The organism is Streptomyces sp. NBC_01750, from assembly GCF_035918095.1.
GTDB lineage: Bacteria > Actinomycetota > Actinomycetes > Streptomycetales > Streptomycetaceae > Streptomyces.
On sequence record NZ_CP109137.1, the window covers coordinates 8,577,100 to 8,597,073 of the forward strand.

The window sequence follows — 19,974 nt, forward strand, 5'->3', positions numbered from 1 at the left end:
GGCGAGAGACCGGTACCTGAACGTTTCTCATTCGGGGGCATCATGCAGCACAGGAACGGCATCCGCAGAGCCGTGATGGCGGCGGTCGCGACGTCGGCGGCCACACTGTTGGTGGCCGGGTGCCAGCCTGGCGACGGCGAGACAGGGGCGGCCGGGTCGCCGACGGCGGCGGGGGCTTCTTCCGGAGGGCCGGACTCCGCTGCCTCAAAGCCGGCCGACGGAGGCGCATCGGCGGCGCCGACGGCGAGCGCCTCGACCGCGGCGCCTGGTTCGGGGTCCGGATCGCCGGGCGAGGACGCCCCGACGTGTGCGGTGACCGGGCTGAAGGCTGCCGCGTATCAGGCCGCTATTCGTCCTGAAGGCACCGGAATCGGAGCGGCGGTCGTCGAGTTCGCCAACACCTCCGGGCACGCGTGCACCCTGCAGGGCCACCCGACGGTGGCGGGGGCGGGCAACGGTTCTCCGCAGCGCAACACTCCGCTGGCGGTGACGCGCACCGGATCGGCGTCCCCTGTGCGGCTGGCGCCGGGCGGCAAGGCGTGGGTGAAACTGACCTTCGTCCAGGTTCAGGGCGAGGGGGACGGCTACTGCAAGTCCGGCTCCGAGCCGGTCGCCTACCCGACGCTGGTGGTTGGTCTGCCGGGTGCGGGGATGCACCAAGTCGCCCTGGAGGACGGGCTCTTCGCCGAGTGCGACAACAAGGTGACCGTCACCGCCGTGACGGCGGCGAAGCCTTCCTGACGGAAGCGCACAAGACAGGGGGGCGCGCGCAGCGGGACACCGAGGCTGCGGCCGCCTGCACGGACACGAGGGGGACGGGGCAGGCGAGTGGCAGCTCCCTCGCCGCCGCCTGTGCAAGACCCTTCGACCCGGGCCCGGTACCCCGAGCGGTGCCGGGCCCGGAGCCACGAATCACAGGGTCGGCCGGTGTCGCCGAGCCACCGCTCGACGAGCCGGTCGGGGTACGTCGGGTGCAGCCCGGAGCTGCTCGCTGAACAGCAGGGCATCCGGCCAGTGAGCCCCCGACGCATCCGGGGCCCTGTGCACGTTCGCCGGGTCTGGCAGTGACCTTGTGACCTGCTGCCGGGGCAACCGCAGGCGTCTTGCGCAGAGCTGGATGTGCCCTGCATGTGACGGCCCGGCGCCGTCCGACGTCCTGCACAGTCCGGTGGGGCGGATATCGAGTTAGGCTGGTGTGGCTGATTCCGGGGTGCATGCATACGTACGGGGCGTGGGACTGCAATGGCAGGCGCAGAAGTTACCGCGTGGCGCGGGTCGGACCGGGCCGTGGCCGCGGCCAAGCTGATGGCCGGCTGGGTGGCGCTGTTGTGGGTGCTCGAAGCGGTTGACGTGGTGACGGGCCATGCCCTCGATTCCTACGGAATCGTGCCGCGCGAGCCGGGCGAGCTTGGCGACATCATTCCATCGGCTTTCATCCACTTCGGCTTCGGGCATGTCGCGGCCAACAGCGTCCCGCTGCTGGTCTTCGGCTTTCTCGCCGCGCTCGGTGGCATCCGCCGTTTCCTGGCCGTGTCGTTGCTGATCGTCGTGGTGGACGGCCTCGGCGTCTGGCTGATCTCCCCCTCCAGCACCAACACGGCGGGTGCGTCGGGTCTGATCTTTGGCCTGTTCGGCTATCTGTTGATGCGCGGATTCGTGGACCGCAGGCTGCTGGACGTGGGCGTTGGCGTGCTGATCGGCTCGCTCTGGGGCAGCTCGATACTGCTTGGCATCTCCCCTGCCAACACGGAAGTCAGCTGGCAGGGCCACCTCTTCGGCCTGATCGCCGGTGTGGCGGCGGCCTTCGCCTTCCGCCGGCGGGCCGGAGAATCCAGCGCCGTCGGTGTGTGAGGCCAGAGTCCTAGGGGGAGCCCGGACGGGGCGTGACCGCTCGTTGCCACCACTACGGTCGGGCCGGGCCGAGACCCGTCGGGTGAATGGCGGCCCGATGCCACCCCGGAGCAACTGCGCGGCCAGGTCGAGGAGAACCTGCCCCGGCTCGGCCGTGGCCACCTCGACGTGGTGGGGGGCAAGCCAGGCGCGGATGGCGCCGACAGCCGCGAGGTGCTCGCCGTCGCGAGCGCACATGGGGCGAGCGCGGCGCACATCCGGCTGGCGTGGACGCTGAACGGGCCGCATGTGTCGGCCATCCCCGGTTCCGATAACCCGGATCACCTGGTCGCGAACGTGGCCGTCGGCGCGCTGCGCCTGTCCGAGGACGAACCGGCTGTCCTGGACTCCCTCCGCCAGGCCGCAGCGTGAGCGGAAGGATCCGCTTACTGACCCAAGGACAGGGATAGGCGAGGACACCGCCAAGCGCATCCTGAACGCGCACCACACGAGCCCGCCCAGGTCTCCCCGGACTGTACCTGCGTACAACGCCCCCTGACGGGCCAGGACATTGTGCGACCACCGTAAGCGTTGCCGCTTCCGGCACCCTGCTGTTCGCCGTGACGACGCGAGGGCACAGTCCGCCCCCGCTGGGTGTGGGAGCCGAACTCCGGCGTCGGCCGGCTCCGGAGACGCGGCCGCAGCACCTCGCAAGAACCAATCACACGTCGGAGAAAGGCACTTGCGTGATCGGAACCATTTCATCCGGGACCATTGTCTGACATCTTGCGTCCACCACTTCCCACACTCGACCCGGTCGGCACCACCAGCGCCGCCGGGTTCTCGGAGGATGCATTGCTTACCCTCATATCCGGCCGTCTCAGACGCTCGGTCGTCGCCACCGCCGTCCTCGGCGCGGCCGTCGCGCTGGTAACTCCCGTCGGGGCCGCCCAGGCAGCGACGACGGCGGCGGGGACTTCCGCGGCGCCCGCGACCTCGTGGGCCGCCGGTACCCGGGCCTACCTGGTCATCACCGCACCGGGCGACACGTCGGCCGTACAGAGAGCTGTCACGGACAACGGCGGCACGGTGTTCGCACACTACGACGCGATCGGCGTGATCGTGGCGCACTCGGCGTCCACGACCTTCGCGGGCACCATGCGCTCGGTCAGCGGGGTCCAGCAGGTCGGCGCCACCCGGACCTCTGATGTTCCGGCCGACGCGTACAACCCGGCAATTCCCGCATCTCCCACGCAGGCCACGACCACCCTAACCGAGTCCAACCGCTGGGACATGACCCAGATCAATGCCGACAAGGCATGGGCCGTGACCACCGGTTCCTCCGCGGTCAAGGTCGGCGTCCTCGACACCGGCGTCGACGACCAGCATCAGGACATCGCGCCCAACTTCGACGCGGCCGATTCCGTTTCCTGCGCCTACGGCAAGGCGGACACGAGGACCGGCGCGTGGCGGCCTGTCGGCGACCACGGCACGCATGTGGCGGGCACGATCGCGGCGGCCAAGAACGGCAAGGGCGTCATCGGTGTGGCCCCGGGCGTCAAGATCTCCTCCGTCCGGATCGCCGAGCCGAACACCAGCATGTTCTTCGCCGAGAATACCGTCTGTGGCTTCATGTGGGCAGGCGACCACAGCTTCAAGGTCACCAACAACAGCTATTACACAGACCCATGGATGTTCAACTGCCCGGACAACGTGGACCAGGCAGCGATCATCGAGGGGGTCAGGCGCGCCCAGGAGTACGCGGAGAGCAAGGGCTCGCTGCAGGTCGCGGCCGCGGGCAACTCCAACTACGACCTGGCGAACAAGCGGACCGACACATCGAGCCCGAACGACTCGACCCCGGTCACCCGCACCATCACCAACGCCTGCATCGACATCCCCACCGAGCTGCCGGGCGTGGTGACCGTGGCAGCCATGGGCAATGGCAACGTCAAGGCCTCGTACTCCAACCTCGGCCGGAACATCATCGACATCGCGGCCCCGGGCGGCGACGGCGCGTCCGGGGTCTACTCGACGCTGCCGGGCGGCAAGTACGGAACCATGAACGGCACGTCGATGGCTTCCCCGCACGTCGCCGGGGTGGCCGCGCTGCTGGCGAGCACCAACCCCGGCTCCACGCCTGCGGACCTCCGGGCCAAGCTGGCCGCCCAGGCCACCGACACTGCCTGCCCCTCCGACAGTCGCTGCACGGGCACGACCGCCAACAACAGTTTCTTCGGCGAGGGCAAGGTCGACGCGCTGAAGGCTGTCGGCGGCACGCCGCCGCCCGGCACGTACTTCGAGAACACCGTGGACGTGGCCATCGCGGACAACGCCACGGTGGAGTCTGCGCTCACCGTGACCGGGGTCGGCGGCAACGCCCCGGCCACGCTCAAGGTCGGTGTGGACATCAAACACACTTACCGCGGCGACCTCGTGCTCTCTCTCGTGGCGCCCGACGGCACGGTCTATACGCTCGAGGACTTTCCGGACAACGACGGCACCGACAACGTCGCCAAGACGTACACGGTGAACGCCTCATCGGAAGTGGCCGCCGGCACGTGGAAGCTGCGCGTCCGTGACCTGGCCTCCCAGGACACCGGCAAGATCGACGCCTGGAACCTGACCTTCTAGCGCGTCACCGGGTCCCGGTGAGAGCTGTGTGCGACTCTCACCGGGACCTTCGGCTGTTACTGCCCGCCGCCCAGCGGACGACTCCGCCGACTGCTACGCCCTCGTCCAACTCCTCATGCACGCAGCCCCGATGACTCGGTATCAGACACTCCGCTCCTTACGCGGAACCTGGTGGCGGGCGACCCGTGAACAACAGGCGACACACGCAGAGGTCAGGCAAGAAGCGGAATGCCGTCAACTCAGCCGGATCGGATCTGCCTGCCCGGATAGGCGTACCCATAGTGTTTCGCTCATGGGTTCGACCGCCTGCATATATGAGGAGTAGTTATGAGGCGCCTTCGCCGCTTCGCCGCTTCGGCAGCAGTCGTCATCACGCTGTTGGCCGGCACATCCGCACTCTCCATGGGCACCGCGTCGGCTGCCCAGTCGGCCCCCGCCACACCGGCGGGTGAGACAGGGGCAGCCGCCGTCTACTGCGGCTACCACGGCGCGGTCACCCCGCCCACCATCCGGCGGGGCAATACGGGCAACGCCGTACGGGAGGCCCAGTGTCTCCTCCAGTTCTGGGGCTTCTACATCGGCCCGACCGGCATCGACGGGGACTTCGGCGGTTACACCGACGCGGCCACCAGGGACTTCCAGCGCACCTGCCGCATCGGCGTCGACGGCATTATCGGTCCCGTCACCTGGAACCGGCTGCGCAACGGCTGCTGACACCCCGAGCACGTACCATGCCGGTCCGGGACCCACGTCCTGGACCGGCGCCGCGCCGGCTGATGCCGGAAATGTGAACGCTCTGCCACGGCGCTTCCCAAGTGTCAGCAGTCACTTGATGGACCGGACAGCTTCTGGGTGTGCACGAGGTTGCCGTTGCTCCAGGCGGTGATCAGAGGCTTCCTTTCATGTGCCCATTGTCCAGGCCCGGTTGAGCCGCTCAGTCAGTGGTGTTCGTTCATGTGGGCGAGTGCCTGCTGGGCCGAGTCGGGGGCGAAGGCGCTGTCGAGTCCTTCGGCGCTGCCTTCGGCCGCCTCGATGGAGCGGGGCAGCAGGAGCTTCTCGTAGGCGCGGACCGCCTCGCCGAGGGTGGGCTGGGCGGTGATGGCCCGAGCGAGGTCGGTGGCGTCGAGCATGGCGAGGTTGGCTCCCATACCGGAGAAGGGGGACATGAGGTGGGCGGCGTCGCCGAGGAGGGTGACGCCGGGGGTGTGGTTCCAGGTGTGGGGTACGGGCAGAGCCGTCAGCGGCCGGTTGATGTAGCCCGTGTCGGTGTCGGTGATCAGTCCGAGCAGGTCCGGGCTCCAGCCGATGAATTGCCGCAGTAGATGTTCGCGGACGGCGTCGGTGTCGGTGAGGTCCAGGCTCGCGCGTTCGTGCCAGTCCTGCTCGATGCGCATGCCGATGTAGATGCGGATGTGCTGGTTGCTGTTGCGCTGCGCGACCAGACCGAGGTTGTTGTCCAGCGCCATCATGGTGCCGTCGCCGGTGAGCGCGGCGAGCTTGGGGTGGCGGGTGTCGGCTTCCTCGAGGCCGGCCTCGACGAAGGTGACGCCGGTGTACGCGGGCGTGGCCTCGGAGAGGAGGCACCGCACGCGGGACCAGGCGCCGTCGGCGCCGATGAGGAGGTCGGTGTCGGTGGTGGTGTCGTCGGTGAAGTGCAGCCGGTGGACACCTTCCCCGAGCGGTTCTGCGTGGGTGAGTTTGTGGCCCCAGTGCACGGTATCGGGGGTGAGGGAGTCGAGGAGCAGATCGCGCAGCTGGCCGCGGTCGATTTCGGGGTTGCCCCGGCCGTCGGCGGCCTTCGGGGGGAGGGCGTCGAAGTGGACGGTGGCGTCGCTGCCGAGCAGCCGCATCCGCTCCCCCTCGGGCCGGGAGAGCTCGGTGAACTCATCCATGAGTCCGGCAGCAGTCAGGGCGGCTTGGCCGGAGGTGGGGTGCATGTCGAGGGTGCCGCCATGGCCACGGGCGGTGCGGGGCACGTCGGCGTCGTGAACGGTGACGGCAATTCCGTGGCGCTGCAGGATGCGGGCGCAGGTCAGTCCGCCGGGTCCGGCCCCGATGATCGCTATGCGGGGGGCGGTGGTGCTGGTGTTCATAGGGTGCTCCGTTCTTTCAAGAGGGTGTCGAGGGTTACTCGTTGGCAGGGGTCCACGGCATGGTCCGGAGCAGGCTTGAGGGTGGTCGGCTCGCCGCACAGGGGGACTTCCTTGATGAACACGGCGGCCAGGCCGACCACACCAGGAGAAAAGCACACTCACTTAAAAAGTGCAACGAATCAACTTTGTGCATCAGGCAACCGTGACGCTATGCTGGGCCCATGCCTGAGACGACCGTGGGACGCCGTGAGCGCAAGAAGGCCGCCACCCGCCAAGCCCTGGCCGACGCCGCCCTGAACCTCTTCCTGGAGCGCGGCTACGACCAGGTCTCCATCCGGGACATCGCGGAAGCCGCCGACGTCTCCACCACCACCCTCTTCAAGCACTTCCCCGGCAAGGAAGCCCTGGTCTTCGACGAGGACTCCGACCAGCAGGCCGCCCTCGTCGCCGCCGTACGCGACCGGGCGCCCGGCCAGTCGATCCCCCAGGCCCTGCGCGAGCACATCAAGCGGGTGAGGATCAGGCTCGACGATTCGGACGCCCGCCTCACCGGCTTCATCGAACTCGTCAAGAACACCGCCGTCCTGGCCGAGTACGCCCACCGCATGTGGATGCGCCACCAAGACGCCCTCGCCCGGGCCATCGCCGCCGACATCGGTGCCCCCGCCGACGACCCCCACTGCAGGGCCCTGGCCCGCTTTGCCCTCGAAGCCCGCAATCTGGGCCACGCCGGCGACGCCCCCCTACGCGCCGTCGACGCCGCCTTCGACCTCCTCGAGCACGGCTGGAATCCCGCCCGCCCCGCGCCCGTTGATCCGCTCAGCCGCCAGGACACCGCAAAACCAGGCTGACTTGCACGAGCACTCAACCAGCCGTGCATCCGTGGTCGCGGACCCCCGCTGCTCGGGCCTGCGGACGGTCATGACGCTCAGCTCACCAGGCCCCGCCAAGAGGTCGGTCGCCGGACGAGGCCGGCGCCTGGGTGTCGTGGTCCTGGCGCCGAGGGCGCGGCCGAGGGTGCGGTGACCGCACCGGTGGTGCGGGGCGGGCCGTCGCGGAGCCGGCGGCGGCCGGCCCGTGGGGGTCGAGCAGGTCCTCGCCGTAGAGGTCCTGCACCCAGTTGGCCTGGTAGATGGTGTCGAGGTAGCGCTCGCCGAGGTCAGGGGCGATCGCCACGGCAGTGAGCCCTCGCGTGTCGTGCTGGGCGAGCCAGCCCATCGCGCCGCTGACGACCGTGCCGGTGGAGCCGCCGAACAGGAATCCGCGTCTGGCAAGGCGACGGCAGGTGCGGATGGTTTCGGCCTCCTCGACGCGCACGGCCTCGTCCACATAGGACTCGTCGAGCAGCGGGGGACGGATGCTCATGCCCAGGCCTGGGATCATCCGGCGGCCGGGCTCGCCGCCGAAGGCCACCGAACCGACGCTGTCCACGGCGACGACATGCACCGGCCGCTGCCGCTCCCGGAAGTAGCGCGCGCAGCCCATCAGGGTCCCGGTGGTGCCGGCTCCGACGAACAGCACATCCAGTGCGGGGAACTGGCGGGCGATCTCCGGCGCTGTCCTGCGGTAGTGCGCCTTCCAGTTGCTCGGATTGGTGTACTGGCTGAGCCACACGTACCGGCTGTCGGAAGCGCACAGCGCGCGGACGTAGTCGATCCGGGCGCCGAGGAAGCCGCCGTTCGCCTCGTGTGCGGCGACGATGTGCACCTGGCTGCCCAGCGCCTCCATCATCAGCCTGGTCGACAGATTGCAGCGTGAGTCCGTCACGCACAGAAACCGGTAACCCTTGCTCGCGGCGATCATGCTCAGCGCCACGCCGAGGTTTCCGGACGAGGACTCGACCAGGATCGATTCCGGCGTCAGCGTTCCATCCCGCTCGGCGGTCTCCACCATCTCGGTCGCGGCCTTCAGCTTGATGGAGCCGGCGAAGTTGAAGCCCTCACATTTGAGGAACAGTGAGCGCCCGAAGATCGACTGGAGGTCGACATAGAGCTCTTCCTCGTTGAAGGCGTAGGGATCGGAAATGACGGGCACGATGGCCTCCTCCTCTGCGGCATTGCACCTTCAGAACGTCCTTCCGACCGTGGTTGGGGGGCTTCTCGCCTTACCTGGATTCACAGAGCCGGACGGGGGGTTGGGCTAGGGGCCGCGGCGTGGTGCGCGTTGACCTGCGGCGAAGTTGCCGCTGTTTTCTCCGGGGTTAGCTCCGCATGAGCCTCCTTGTCGGTCAGCCGACGTCTCGGCTGTTCATCCGTGTCGACGCAGTTCTTGGAAGAAGTTGTCGATGATCTGCAGTTCTCCGGAGCGGGTCACTTCGTCGTAGACCCATTTGCCGACGGCGAGGTCGAGGACGCCGAGGCCGAAGGGTGAGAACACGGCGGGGCGGTCTGCCGGCACTGTGACCCGGCCGGCCATCACGTCGTCCAGCGTGCCGTGCAGGAAGTCCCGGTTGCCGGTGAGCTGCTCGGTCAGATGGGTCGAGGTGCCGGCCCTCTGGCAGTGCGTGATGTCGTCGACGATGTTGGTCGATGCCAGCAGGATCTGCGGGGAGAGGTCGCGCAGCGAGATGTGCAGTACCAGTGGGTTGTGTGCGAACCACGACAGGTCGCTGATGTGCGGCCGGCCGGCGACGGTGGCGAAGACCACCAGGTCGCTGAGGCGGATCAGCTGCTCGGGGCTGTCGTGGACGGTGATCCGGCCGGCGGTGCCCGACTGCTCCAGGTAGGTACGGAAGCCGGCCGAGCTGTCGGCGGACAGGTCGTGCACGCCGATCTCGTCGAAGGTCCAGCCGGTGCCGGCCAGGAAGGTGTGGATGTAGCGGGCGATCAGGCCCGCCCCGAAGAACCCGACGCGCAACGGCCGCGGCCGGCTCCGGCTGAGGCAGTCGGCGGCCGCGGCGGCCGACGCCGCTGTCCTGGTGGCGCTGATGATCGAGCTTTCCAGGCAGGCGAACGGGTAGCCGGTGTCATGGTCGTTGAGGATCAGCACGGCCGAGGCCCGCGGGACACCGGCCGGCACATTCTCCGGGAAGCTGGAGATCCACTTGAGGCCGTCCACCCGCACATCCCCGCCGACCGAGGCGGGCAGCGCGATGATCCGGGAGGAGGGGCGGTCGGGGAACCGCAGGAAGCAGGACGGCGGGTTCACCGAATCACCGGCGCTGTGCAGCCGGTAGGTGCCCTCGACCAACTCCACGATCTCCTTCTCACGCCCCTCCAGCACACGCTGGACCTGCGCACCGGGGATCACCGCGAACGGTGGCACAGGGGCGGGGGCGTGTCCGGTGGCCGCGGGCTCCGCCGCGGTGGAGCGGACGGTGGTCATGGGACCCTCACCTCGACGGTCGGTGAGCAGTCGGCCAGACGGACCGGATCGGCCATCGCGACGAGCACTTCCCGCGGCCCGCCGAAGGGTTCCCTGCTGTGCGCGGTGCGCACATTGTCGACGAGCATCAGGTCCCCGGCCTGCCACGGCTCGCGCGCGGTGTTGTCCTGGTAGAGCTTGTTGAGCAGTTCCACGACCTCCTCACCGATCGGGTCGCCGCCGCCGAAGCGGGTATTGAACGGCAGTCCCTCGGGGCCGTACTCCTCGACCAGGTACTCCCGCACCTCCGGGGCGAGCGTCCACTCGTTGAGGAACGCGATCTGGTTGAACCAGCAGCGCCGGCCGGTGACCGGATGCCGCACCACCGCGCTGCGGCGCTGCCGGGTACGCAGTCCACCGTCGGGCTGCCACGCGAACTCGATCGCCTGCGCACGGCAGTAGCTCTCGACCGCACCCCGGTCATCGGTACCGAACGCCTCCGCCAACGACGCCCCGATCTCGTCGTTGTAGCTACGGGTGAGCAGCCAGCCCTCCCGCTCGAACCGCTCGGTCAGCTCGGTGGGCAGCGCATCCAGCACGGCCGGCGAGTCCGCCACCCCCGTCGCCCCGCCCTCGGCGGGCGCAGTGAGGCAGGCAAACAGCATCAGGCCCGGAAACTCCAGCCGGTAACTCAGCTCATGGTGCATACACATCGGCTGATTCGGCGGCCACTTCGACGAGGAATACACACCCTCGGCGAACGACTCCCGAGGAGCAAAGGCCTCCCTCTCGACCACCGGAACGGCCGCCAGCCCCCGCAGGACAGCACCCACCCCGGCCACGTCACGCAGACCCAGCCCACGAACCAGCACCGAACCATGCTCGGCAACCACAGCACGCAGCGCCTCCCGCTGCTCGGCCGCCCAGCTCGCCGCGTCGACGGCGGCCTCAACCCGCAGCATCGGAGGCCTACCGGGTTGCAACTCCACGCCGAGAGATGAGTTGGGGAGTGCGGACAGCATCTCGATATTCCTTTCAGTCATGGTTCAGGAAGAAACCGGCAGCCATTCGGCAGCAGGGCACCGGCCTGGGCGCCGTGTGATTCGGACAGTGGCTGCAGCAGGCCGGAGTGTTGTTCGGACTTGTTGTCGACCAGGTCGGCGAGGTCGGTGAGGACGGGGTGGCGGGTGACGTCCTTGAGGGTGATGGCGCGGTCCAGGGTGATGGCGAGTTTGACTGCGGAGAGGGAGGTGCCGCCGCGGTCGAAGAAGTGGTCGTTGCGGCCGATCCGGTTCTGGGGGATGCCGAGGACTGTGGCCCAGGCGGCGGCCAGTCGTTGCTCGGTCGGGGTGGCCGGTGGCTGGTGGTCGTCCTCGGTGGTGGCGAGGTGGGCGGCGAGTGCTTCCAGTGCCTTCTTGTCGATTTTGCTGTTGGCGGTCAGCGGCAGGTGTTCGCGCCAGTGGAAGGCCGCGGGGACCATGTAGTGGGGCAGTGAGGCGCTCAGCCGGTCGGTGAGGGTGGCGGCCCGGAGGGGCTGGGGGCCGCTGTAGAAGGCGATCAGGTGTTTGCTGTGGTCGGCGCGTTCGGTGACGACGACGGCGCCGTCGCGGACACCTGGCACCCGCAGCAGGGTGTTCTCGATCTCGCCGATCTCGATCCGGAAGCCGCGGATCTTGACCTGGGCGTCCCGGCGGCCCAGGAACTCCAGCTTCCCCGAAGGGTGCCAGCGGCCGTAGTCGCCGCCGAGGTAGAGCCGTTGGCCTTCACGGTGCGGGTCGGACAGGTAGGCGGCCCGGGTGCGGTCGGGGTCGTTGATGTAGCCGCGGCCGACGCAGACGCCGGAGAACGCGATCAGACCCGGGGCGCCCAGGGGCACCGGGGTGAGGTGTTCGTCGACGACGTAGAGGTGCACGTTGTTGACGGGGCGGCCGAGCAGGACACGCTCCGGCGCCCGGTCCATGACCTCGTGGTTGGTGTCGTCGGAGGTCTCGGTGAGCCCGTAGGCGTTGACCAGCCGGGTCCGGGGCCGGGCCGCGAACCAGCGCTCGGCGAGTTCCCTCTTCAACGCCTCGCCGGTGGCCGACACGCAGCGCAGGTCGGGCAGGTCGCGGGGGCGCTGTTCGAGTTCGGTCAGGACGGCTTCGAGGTAGGAGGGGACCAGTTGCAGGACGGTGACCCGGCCCGCGGTGAGGGTGTCGAGGAAGCGGGGGATGTCGAGGATCGCGTCCTGTTCGACCAGGAGGGTCTTCCCGCCCGCCAGGAGTGCGCAGAGCAGTTGCCACAGGGAGATGTCGAAGCACTGGGGTGCGGTCTGGGCCACCACCCCTCGCGCGTCGATGTCCAGGTCGTCGATCTTGGCGTAGAGGTGGTTGAGCAGGCCGGCGTGTTCGCACATCGCGCCCTTGGGCTCGCCGGTGGAGCCGGAGGTGAAGTAGATGTAGGCGAGCTGGTCCGGTGTGACGCGGATGCCCGGATCGTCGTCGCCGTGCTCTTCGGTGCAGGCGGTGTCGATGAACAGTCGCTCGGTTTCGGGCCGGGTCTGAAGGGCGGGGTCGAGGGTGGTGGTGCTGCCGGGTTCGGTCAGCACCAGGGTGCACCCGGCGCGGGTGAGGGTGGCGGCGATGCGTTCGGCGGGGAAGTGCGGCTCGATGGGCAGGTAGACGCCGCCGGCTTTGAAGACCGCGAGGACGGCGGCCAGCCAGTCCAGGTTGCGCTCGGTGACCACCGCGACGACACCCTCACGCTCCAGCCCCCGCGCCAGCAGGGCCCGGGCCAGCCGGTTCGCCCGGGCGTTGAGCTCCCCATACGTCCACCGCCGGGTGCCGTGCACGGCGGCGACGGCGTCCGGGTGGGCCCGTACCCGGTCCTCGAACAGTTCGTGGAACCGGCGCTGCGGCAGCTCCCGGACCGGTCCGGCCAGCCCCTCCAGCTGGAACCGCAGCTCGTCGGCGGACAGCAGGCTCTGGCGTGCGTGGTCGGCATCCGGGTCGGCGGCGATCAGCGCGAGCGCGGCCAGGTGGTAGCCGGCGATCCTGGCCGCACCGTCCGCATCAAGCATCTCGGTGCGGTAGCGCAGCCCCAGACGCAAACGGCCGCCGTGCCGGGAGAATCCCACCCCGACGACGGTGGCTTCGGCCAGAACACCGCCCGCACCGCCCGGATCGAACACCGTCTCCGGCGACAACTGGGCCAGACCCAGCTCCGCCCTCAGCTCATCGACCGCACAGTCCCGGTGCGACAACAACTCCGAAACAACCAGATCAGTGGCCCGCACCAACTCCCGCCACGACACGGGCCCGGTCGACAGCCGGCACGGCAACGGCCCGCCACCCCCACAGCCACGTAGCCGGTGGACACCTCCCGCTCCCCCGACAACGCCGCCAGCACCCTGGCATGCGCAGCCAGCAACACCGAACCCAACGGCACCGCCAACTCCCCCGCCAGCCCACGCAACACCCCCACCGTGCCGTCCGGCACCACCGCCTCGAACACGCCAACACCCGCCACCGGACGGAGCGCCCACCGCGGGACCGACGTGAACCCACCGGCGGCGAGCACACCGCGCCAGAACTCCCGGTCGGCCTCCACTTGCACTCCCATAGTGGTCTACTCCCGCTCCTGGCCGCTGTTCCGGGGGATCTGCCGGGCGGGATTGCCCGCCCACCGCGCCTGCTCCGGGACGACCTCGCCCTTCATGAGGAAGGAGTCGGGGGCGAGCACTGCGCCGTCGCCGATCGTCACGCCGTAGTGAACGAAAGCACCGACCCCGAGGGTGCAGCCGGAGCCGATCGTGCTGCGGTCGGACTTGAAGGCGCCGTCCTCCTGAGAGTGGCACTGGATGACGCTTCCCCCGTTGAGCGTGCAGCCGTCGCCGATGGCGACCATCGTCCGCTCCGTCAGATAGCAGCCGTCGTCGAAGACCCTGCGGCCGAGCCGCACACCCAGCAGCCGCCAGATCACGTTCTTGAACGGGGTGCCGTTGAAGATCCGCAGATACGTCTCCGACGGCACCTTCCAGTAGCGCTCACGCCGCCAGAAGCGGAGGTCGTAGATCGAGCAGAACAGCGGGCCCAGGGGGTGGAACACCGTGACGGCACGTTCGACCAGCACGAAGTACACGGCAGTGAACAGAAATACGAGGACGTATGCCAGCGCGAACGCCGACGCACCGAAGGAGGTGTAGAGGTCCGAGGCGCCCGAGGCGAGCAGGGTGACACCGAAGAAGTAGATCCATCCCACAAGCAGGAACAGCCCCATGGTGGCGGCATTGTGCCTGTTCTTGGATGCGAGGCGGCTGCGCAGCTTCTCGCCGCTCTTCAACCCGTCGAACGTACTGTCCCGCTGCACCGATCGCGGAATCTCGAAACTGGGCGAGCCGAGAAGCCCCACCCCTTCCCGGATCTCCCCGTCGACCGGGACCATGACCTTCGTCGCGAGGAGGCAGTTGTCGCCCGTCCTGCCCCGCGAGGGGTAGGCGATCCTGTTGCCGAGGAAGTTGCGCGCTCCGATCGAGGCGCGGGACACGCGAAAGGAGGTGCTCGAGAAGTCGGCGTTGACGATCGACAGGCCGTCGGCGACCATCGTTCCGCTCCCTACGGAACTGAGGTACGGGGTCTCGTGTCTTACCTCCGTACCGAAGTTCGACCCGGTCTGCTCGATCCTGGAGAGGTCGTACCCGAGGAAGCGCAGGTAGTGGACGATGCCGGAGCTGTCGCCGAACAGGCGGGTCAGGAACCTCCTGTTGGTCATGAACGCGATCGCCCGGTGCACTCCGTAGTGGAAGCCGTACAGGGGATAGACCCTGCCTGGTGTGATGGCCCGATTGAGCAGGCGGGGAACAGTGGCCAGGACGATGAGGAGCAAGGGCACGGCGCCGAAATAGAGCACGGCGGAAGCCGTCAGGGCGTCGAGGAGGAACGGCCGGCCGGTGAGGGCCGCAGGCCCGGGTTCCAGGACCGCTCTGAGCTGCGGCGCCTCAGCGAGCAGGATGCCCAATCCGCCGACCGCCAGCGGTACGTACACGAGCAACACGGCCAGCAGTTGCAGGACGCTGTGAGCCACCCTTCTCAGGGCACCGCAGGCGGCCGGGCCCACCACCTGGTACTCCACCTCGGTGGGCTGCGCGGGTGACCCGTGCCAGTGCTCGCCGTCAGGCACAGCCTGACCACTGTGCAGGGAGGAGGCATGGCCGATCTGCGCACCGTTGCCCAGCGAAGTCTCGATGTCGAGCACGGTGGCCTCGCTGACGGTCACGTCCTTCCCGAGGCTGACCGCGCCCACCTGGATCAGGCCTGCGTGAGCCCGGTAGCAGTTGAAGAACGAGTCCTTGCGGATGACTGTGCCGTCGCCGATGACGAGGAGATCGGTGCACACGGGTACATTCCGCGAGAAGACCGCGACCCCTCGCCCGATTCTCGCGCCCAGCGCCTTGAGGTAGAGCAGGTAGAGCGGCGAACCGACGAACAGGACCAGTGGGTTCGACCGGATCAGCGTCTTGACGATCCAGAAGCGGACGTACCCCAGGCTCCAGATGCGGATCTCCCCGGGCTTCCACCGACCGATGAGGGCCCACTTCACCAGGATCGGAAGGGCGCACAGAACCAGAAGGCCTGCAGCGCCGAACATGACCGATCGCAGATATGCGCCGAACACGCCCGACCCGGTGGAGATCCACTCGTAGCCCCGAGCTGTGACAACCGCGACGACGTAGGAGTACCCGAGAAAGGTCAGGAGCTGCAGGGCGCCGCACAGAACGTACGCGGGCATCCCCGCCGGGGCCGCTGACACCGGGGCCCCCGACACCGGCGCCGAGGGCTCGACCGGGGTAGCGGGCGCCGAGTCCTCCAGCGCTGTCGCCAGGCTCCTGATCGTCGGATGCCGGTAGACGTCCTTCATCGATACCGACGGCAGGTCCGTACGCTTCCTGACCCGCGCGCAGAAATGCGCCATCACCAACGAGTCGGCGCCCAGATCGTCGAAGAAGTGGCTGTCGACAGACACCTGCTCGACGCGAACGACGTCAGCGAGCATCTCGGCGAGGATCCTCTCGGTACCAGCGGCCGGTTCGTCATACCCGACCCGGACGGTTGGGGACTCTTCCTGGTCGGAGGTCAATGCCTCGACCGGGTTTCCGAGCATGTCTGCTCCCTGGAGAAGTTGCGGTCACCGGCCCACCACGGGCCCATGTGCCGGGCCCCGTCGTTGCACGCCGGCAAGGTCACAGCGTGCGACGGCGGGTAGCGTTGCGGGCATGGACGGCGAGCGGGTGGGGGGACTCCCCGACCCGGTCCCGTGGATGCTCGACGCGAGCCACAGACGGATGTCATCACTTGTTATTCGACGCACGTGGCTACAGAGATTGCGCATTTCGGTACTTATCTCACATGTCGGTCCACATCTCGAAGAATGGACAACCGACGGCCCGGTCGTGGCGACCGCTTGGGCATGCCCCACAAGGGAAGAGCGGCAGCGTTAGGGGAGAAACAGGGCCGGCGCGAGCCACGCTGCTATTGGTCATCCTCATCGGCTTCATGTCCGACGAACTCGCTCCGCGCGGGAACACCACCACTGCATCGGTGCCGCGCAGGCGCCGGCTCAGATGGACGGGTGTATCACGGCGGGTATGCGGGCCGTCAGGACGCGTCTACTCGGATCGCCAGTGCTGCCTGATCGAGCGTCAAGTCCGCGCCCCTTGCACGGGGTCGCGCTGACTGCACGATTGGGCCCGCTGGAGCGGCTGGCGGGCCGCCCGCGGAGGAAAGACCACCGCGGAGACGGAGGAAAGACCACCGCGGAGAAAGGACCACCTGAGGAGGAAGGACCCGTCAGCTGGTGGACTCCACCAGCTGCGCATACTCTTTGCCGAGCTGCGACATGGCGTGTTCGAACTCCTTGTGAGAGATGGCCTCTTGCAGAGTGCTGAAGACCGCCCGGACGCCGCTGGCGGTTTCAGGACCGGACAGGCCGGTGCGCCCGCGCACCTTGCGGATCGACTCATCGGGCCCGAAGGTCTCCATCTCTCCCCGTCCTCGGTTGAACGAGTCACGCAGAGGCTCGGGGAGTTCGAGGGCCAGATCACGGGCTTCGCCGTCGCTGAGACGACGTGCGAGCGTCTCGAGAGTGGCACGAGTGAGATCGGCCGCTTCCTGTCGCGAGAGTCCCGTGCGATCCGCCACTGCCAGGAAGAACTCCTTGTCGTCCATGCGGCCTCCTCATCGGAATCGAGGGATGGGCGAGGGGTTACCTCACATTCCACCTTGCCACGCACACATCCCGCATGCGACGCCCGTGACCCCCCCGAAGGATCCGGATCACTGGCGGAGGCGGTACGCCGTCATACAGACGACGACATCGGTGCGCGCCGGCAGGACCGTGGCCAGCAGAAAGCCGGGCTGGTTCGGGAGGGTCTCGTGGTGATGCCGGGCTCGGCCTCGGGGATGAGAACGGCGATCTCTCACCCGCTGCCGGCCACCCACTGTACGCAAGCGAGCACTGACTGCACCCGGTGTGGGCTCGCGCTCGTCCCTGAGCACCGCCGCGGGCACGGCTCCTCTTCGCACACGTGGACAAAGGGCGAGAATGGCAGGCAGCGGCGATGAGCGCGCCAGGTCGTGCTCTCGCTACTGACGAGAGGGGTCAGTGCAGGAGAAAGAGGGTGAAGGCGCCGCCCGACTCGGCGGTGCGGGCGATGTGAGCGTAGCCGCGGACAGTGGCGTACGCACCGGTGCCGCCGGTGACGGCGATATCGAAGTCGCTGGGCGGCGTGCCAATGGGGCTGGTCTTCAGGTGTTGCCATGACACCTGTCCGCGGGGAAGGCTGAAGGTGCCCGAGCAGAGGGTGGTTGCTGCTGCCACTCGAGTGCACTGCGCCCCTTCGGTGCCGTAACCGGCACCGTTGCGGAAGAGGTTCGCGGTGAAGATGATCTGATCGCCGATCCCGGGTCCGGACGGACCGTTGTCGACCATCGTGGTTCCCGTGCTCGTCGACGTCAGGCGGATTGCCTCTGTGTACCCTCTGCCCACGCCCCATTCCAGGGGGTACGGGTCATGGGATGCAGAGGCAGAACTCCCGAGAGCTGCCAGCGAGACCGCCGTTGCCGCCACCACGCCCCATTTTGAAACGGAAAACATTCTTCCTCCCCTCATACAAGTGACTTCTTGGGTGCGCCTTAGAATTGCCATTGTCTGATGTAGCGTCAATTATCAAACGCCTAAAAAATGCCAGCTTCACCCATTCGGCCGCCCCTGGCGCATCGCCGGGACGACGGCCTCGTTCGGCCGCTCCTCACGGGGCGGGCCCCGGAACGTGGCCGCCGATGTGTCGGCAGCCACCTCGGATTCGCCGTTACCGAGACTCTTGCGGAAAGCCCGGGCGTTCAAGCCGGGATGAATGCCTCTCAAGGCTGCTCTGACGTGTACTTTGGAGCGGACGTTTTTGCTGTTCGATGTACTGGCGGACGATGGCCAATGGTGCTCCGGCGCACGATGCGGGGAGATACGAGGGTGACCAGAGGTGCCCGTGCATGATGGCGCGGGTGATCCGGCCGGTGAACTCCTGCCGTATCCGGCGGGCGGAGACAGCCTTGAGGCTGTTGACCAGCTTCGAGACGGCGACCTTGGGCGGGTAGTTGATCAGCGGGTGGACGTGATCGCGTTCGCCGTTGAACTCTTTCAGCTCCGCTTCGAAGTCCTCGCAGACCTTGCGCATGATCTCTTCGCAGCGTGTCAGCATCTCGTGGTTGAACACCCCACGCCGGTACTGCGTCACGAAGACCAAGTGCACTTGCATGGCCGAAGCGACGTGCCTGCCATGCCTGTAGTCGTTCTCCTTATCCATGAGACCAATCGTCGTAGGATCTGAGGTGTGCAGCTCCGCTACAACTACCGGGCCTACCCGGACGCCTCCCAGCGCCGGGCGCTGGCAAGTGCGTTCGGGTGCGCCCGCGTGGTGTGGAACGACTGCCTGCGCGACCGGAAGGAAGCGCACGCGGCAGGACTGCCGTACGTGAAGTCGACCGAGCTGTCCCGGCTGCGCATCACCCAGGCCAAGCGCACCGAGGAACGCGGCTGGCTCGCCGAGGTGTCAGCGGTCGTCCTGCAACAGTCTCTGCGGGACCTGGACACCGCCTACAAGAACTTCTTCGACTCGGTCAAAGGCAAGCGGCAGGGCCGCAAGGTCGGCCCTCCCCGCTACAAATCGAAGAAAGACACCCGGCAGTCGGTCCGCCTCAACACCAACGCCTTCTCCCTCCAGGACGACGGCACGGTGTACGTGGCCAAGGTCGGCAACCTCAAGGCCAAGTGGTCCCGCCGGCTTCCGGCCGCCCCCACGTCCCTGACCCTCACCAAGGACAGCTCCGGCCGGTACTTCCTCAGCTTCGTCGTGGACACCGAACCGGACATCCTCCCCGGCCTGGAGACCGACGCCGGTGTCGACCTCGGCCTGTCCGCCTTCGCCGTCCTGTCCGACGGCAGCAAGATCGACAGCCCCCGCTTCCTGCGCCGCGCCGAGAAGAAGCTCAAGCGCCTTCAGCGGGAGCTGTCCCGCAAGGTCAAGGGGTCGAAGAACCGGGCCAGGGCCCGCCTCAAGGTCGCACGCCGGCACGCCAAGGTGGCGGACCGGCGCCGGGACTTCCACCACAAGGCTTCCACGCAGATCATTCGCGACAACCAAGCGGTGTATGTGGAAGACCTTGCCGTGTCCGGCCTCGGGCGCACCCGGCTCGCCAAGTCCGTGCACGACGCGGGGTGGTCGGCGTTCGTCGGCATGCTGGAGTACAAGGCGGTCAGGCACGGCCGCACCTTCGCCAAGGTGGACCGTGCTTTCCCGTCCTCGCAGGTCTGCTCGGCCTGCGGATCCCGGGACGGCCCCAAGCCCCTGCACGTTAGGGAGTGGACGTGCGACGCGTGCGCCACCGTGCACGACCGCGACCACAACGCAAGCCGCAACGCCGCCGAATCGTCGCCACCTGGAGGTATGCGAAATGCAGATCGCCGCAACGGCGCCGTGTGTCCTGCGCGAGCAGCCTGACTCGCTCACGCTGTAGTCACTGGAGAGCCGGATGATCGGGAAACCATCACGTCCGGTTCGGCGGGCCGCGCGGAAAAGGGTCTG

14 protein-coding genes and 2 pseudogenes are annotated in these 19,974 nt (G+C 68.1%); 7 read left to right on the forward strand and 9 right to left on the reverse strand.

Features of this window, described 5'->3' with window-relative positions; translation table 11 throughout:
* Window positions 1-42: 42 nt before the first annotated feature.
* From OG966_RS38650 to OG966_RS38670, 5 genes are all read left to right on the forward strand, one after another.
* Window positions 43-741 carry a DUF4232 domain-containing protein gene (locus OG966_RS38650; protein WP_326654794.1) on the forward strand — a complete coding sequence of 233 codons (699 nt, stop codon included), beginning with the start codon at window positions 43-45 and terminating at the stop codon, window positions 739-741.
* Between the two features lie 501 nt (window positions 742-1,242).
* The gene (locus OG966_RS38655; RefSeq protein ID WP_326654796.1) at window positions 1,243-1,851 is read left to right on the forward strand and encodes a rhomboid family intramembrane serine protease; all 609 of its coding nucleotides are present in this window, start codon (window positions 1,243-1,245) and stop codon (window positions 1,849-1,851) included.
* A gap of 171 nt (window positions 1,852-2,022) precedes the next feature.
* Window positions 2,023-2,262 carry an aldo/keto reductase gene (locus OG966_RS41050; RefSeq protein WP_442806792.1) on the forward strand — a complete coding sequence of 80 codons (240 nt, stop codon included), beginning with the start codon at window positions 2,023-2,025 and terminating at the stop codon, window positions 2,260-2,262.
* Window positions 2,263-2,685: 423 nt separating this feature from the next.
* Window positions 2,686-4,464, forward strand: coding sequence for a S8 family peptidase (locus OG966_RS38665; RefSeq protein ID WP_326655539.1), 1,779 nt, complete (start codon window positions 2,686-2,688; stop codon window positions 4,462-4,464).
* A 327-nt stretch (window positions 4,465-4,791) separates the two neighbouring features.
* Window positions 4,792-5,178, forward strand: a complete 387-nt coding sequence (locus OG966_RS38670) for a peptidoglycan-binding domain-containing protein (protein WP_326654798.1) — start codon at window positions 4,792-4,794, stop codon at window positions 5,176-5,178.
* A 224-nt stretch (window positions 5,179-5,402) separates the two neighbouring features.
* On the opposite strand, the gene OG966_RS38675 is transcribed toward OG966_RS38670, so the two are convergent.
* Window positions 5,403-6,557: an FAD-dependent oxidoreductase gene (locus OG966_RS38675; RefSeq protein WP_326654799.1), complete on the reverse strand. Its 1,155-nt coding sequence runs from the start codon at window positions 6,555-6,557 to the stop codon at window positions 5,403-5,405.
* 221 nt (window positions 6,558-6,778) lie between these two features.
* Between OG966_RS38675 and OG966_RS38680 the strand changes: the two genes are divergently transcribed.
* Window positions 6,779-7,408: a TetR/AcrR family transcriptional regulator gene (locus OG966_RS38680; protein ID WP_326654800.1), complete on the forward strand. Its 630-nt coding sequence runs from the start codon at window positions 6,779-6,781 to the stop codon at window positions 7,406-7,408.
* 82 nt (window positions 7,409-7,490) lie between these two features.
* Here the strand turns inward: OG966_RS38680 and sbnA are convergent, their stop codons facing one another.
* From sbnA to tnpA, 8 genes and pseudogenes are all read right to left on the reverse strand, one after another.
* On the reverse strand, window positions 7,491-8,591 hold the full coding sequence (gene sbnA, locus OG966_RS38685) for a 2,3-diaminopropionate biosynthesis protein SbnA (RefSeq protein ID WP_326654801.1): 1,101 nt from the start codon (window positions 8,589-8,591) through the stop codon (window positions 7,491-7,493).
* A 213-nt stretch (window positions 8,592-8,804) separates the two neighbouring features.
* Entirely contained in the window at window positions 8,805-9,881 is a 1,077-nt protein-coding gene (gene sbnB / locus OG966_RS38690) for a 2,3-diaminopropionate biosynthesis protein SbnB (RefSeq protein WP_326654802.1), read from the reverse strand.
* A complete protein-coding gene (locus tag OG966_RS38695; RefSeq protein ID WP_442806828.1) occupies window positions 9,878-10,882 on the reverse strand; it encodes a TauD/TfdA family dioxygenase in 1,005 nt (334 codons plus the stop codon). The genes sbnB and OG966_RS38695 overlap by 4 nt, the downstream gene beginning before the upstream one ends.
* A 17-nt stretch (window positions 10,883-10,899) precedes the next feature.
* Window positions 10,900-13,460, reverse strand: a pseudogene (locus tag OG966_RS38700) (non-ribosomal peptide synthetase).
* Window positions 13,461-13,466: 6 nt separating this feature from the next.
* Window positions 13,467-15,998, reverse strand: a complete 2,532-nt coding sequence (locus tag OG966_RS38705; RefSeq protein WP_406730235.1) for a Pls/PosA family non-ribosomal peptide synthetase — start codon at window positions 15,996-15,998, stop codon at window positions 13,467-13,469.
* Between the two features lie 686 nt (window positions 15,999-16,684).
* Window positions 16,685-17,062, reverse strand: coding sequence for a DUF2267 domain-containing protein (locus OG966_RS38710; protein WP_326654804.1), 378 nt, complete (start codon window positions 17,060-17,062; stop codon window positions 16,685-16,687).
* Between the two features lie 433 nt (window positions 17,063-17,495).
* On the reverse strand, window positions 17,496-17,825 hold the full coding sequence (locus tag OG966_RS38715; protein WP_326654805.1) for a hypothetical protein: 330 nt from the start codon (window positions 17,823-17,825) through the stop codon (window positions 17,496-17,498).
* A gap of 460 nt (window positions 17,826-18,285) precedes the next feature.
* Window positions 18,286-18,696: pseudogene (gene tnpA, locus OG966_RS38720) on the reverse strand (IS200/IS605 family transposase); the annotation flags it as partial.
* 27 nt (window positions 18,697-18,723) lie between these two features.
* Here tnpA and OG966_RS38725 point away from each other — a divergent pair.
* The gene (locus tag OG966_RS38725; protein WP_326654806.1) at window positions 18,724-19,890 is read left to right on the forward strand and encodes an RNA-guided endonuclease InsQ/TnpB family protein; all 1,167 of its coding nucleotides are present in this window, start codon (window positions 18,724-18,726) and stop codon (window positions 19,888-19,890) included.
* Window positions 19,891-19,974: the final 84 nt, after the last annotated feature.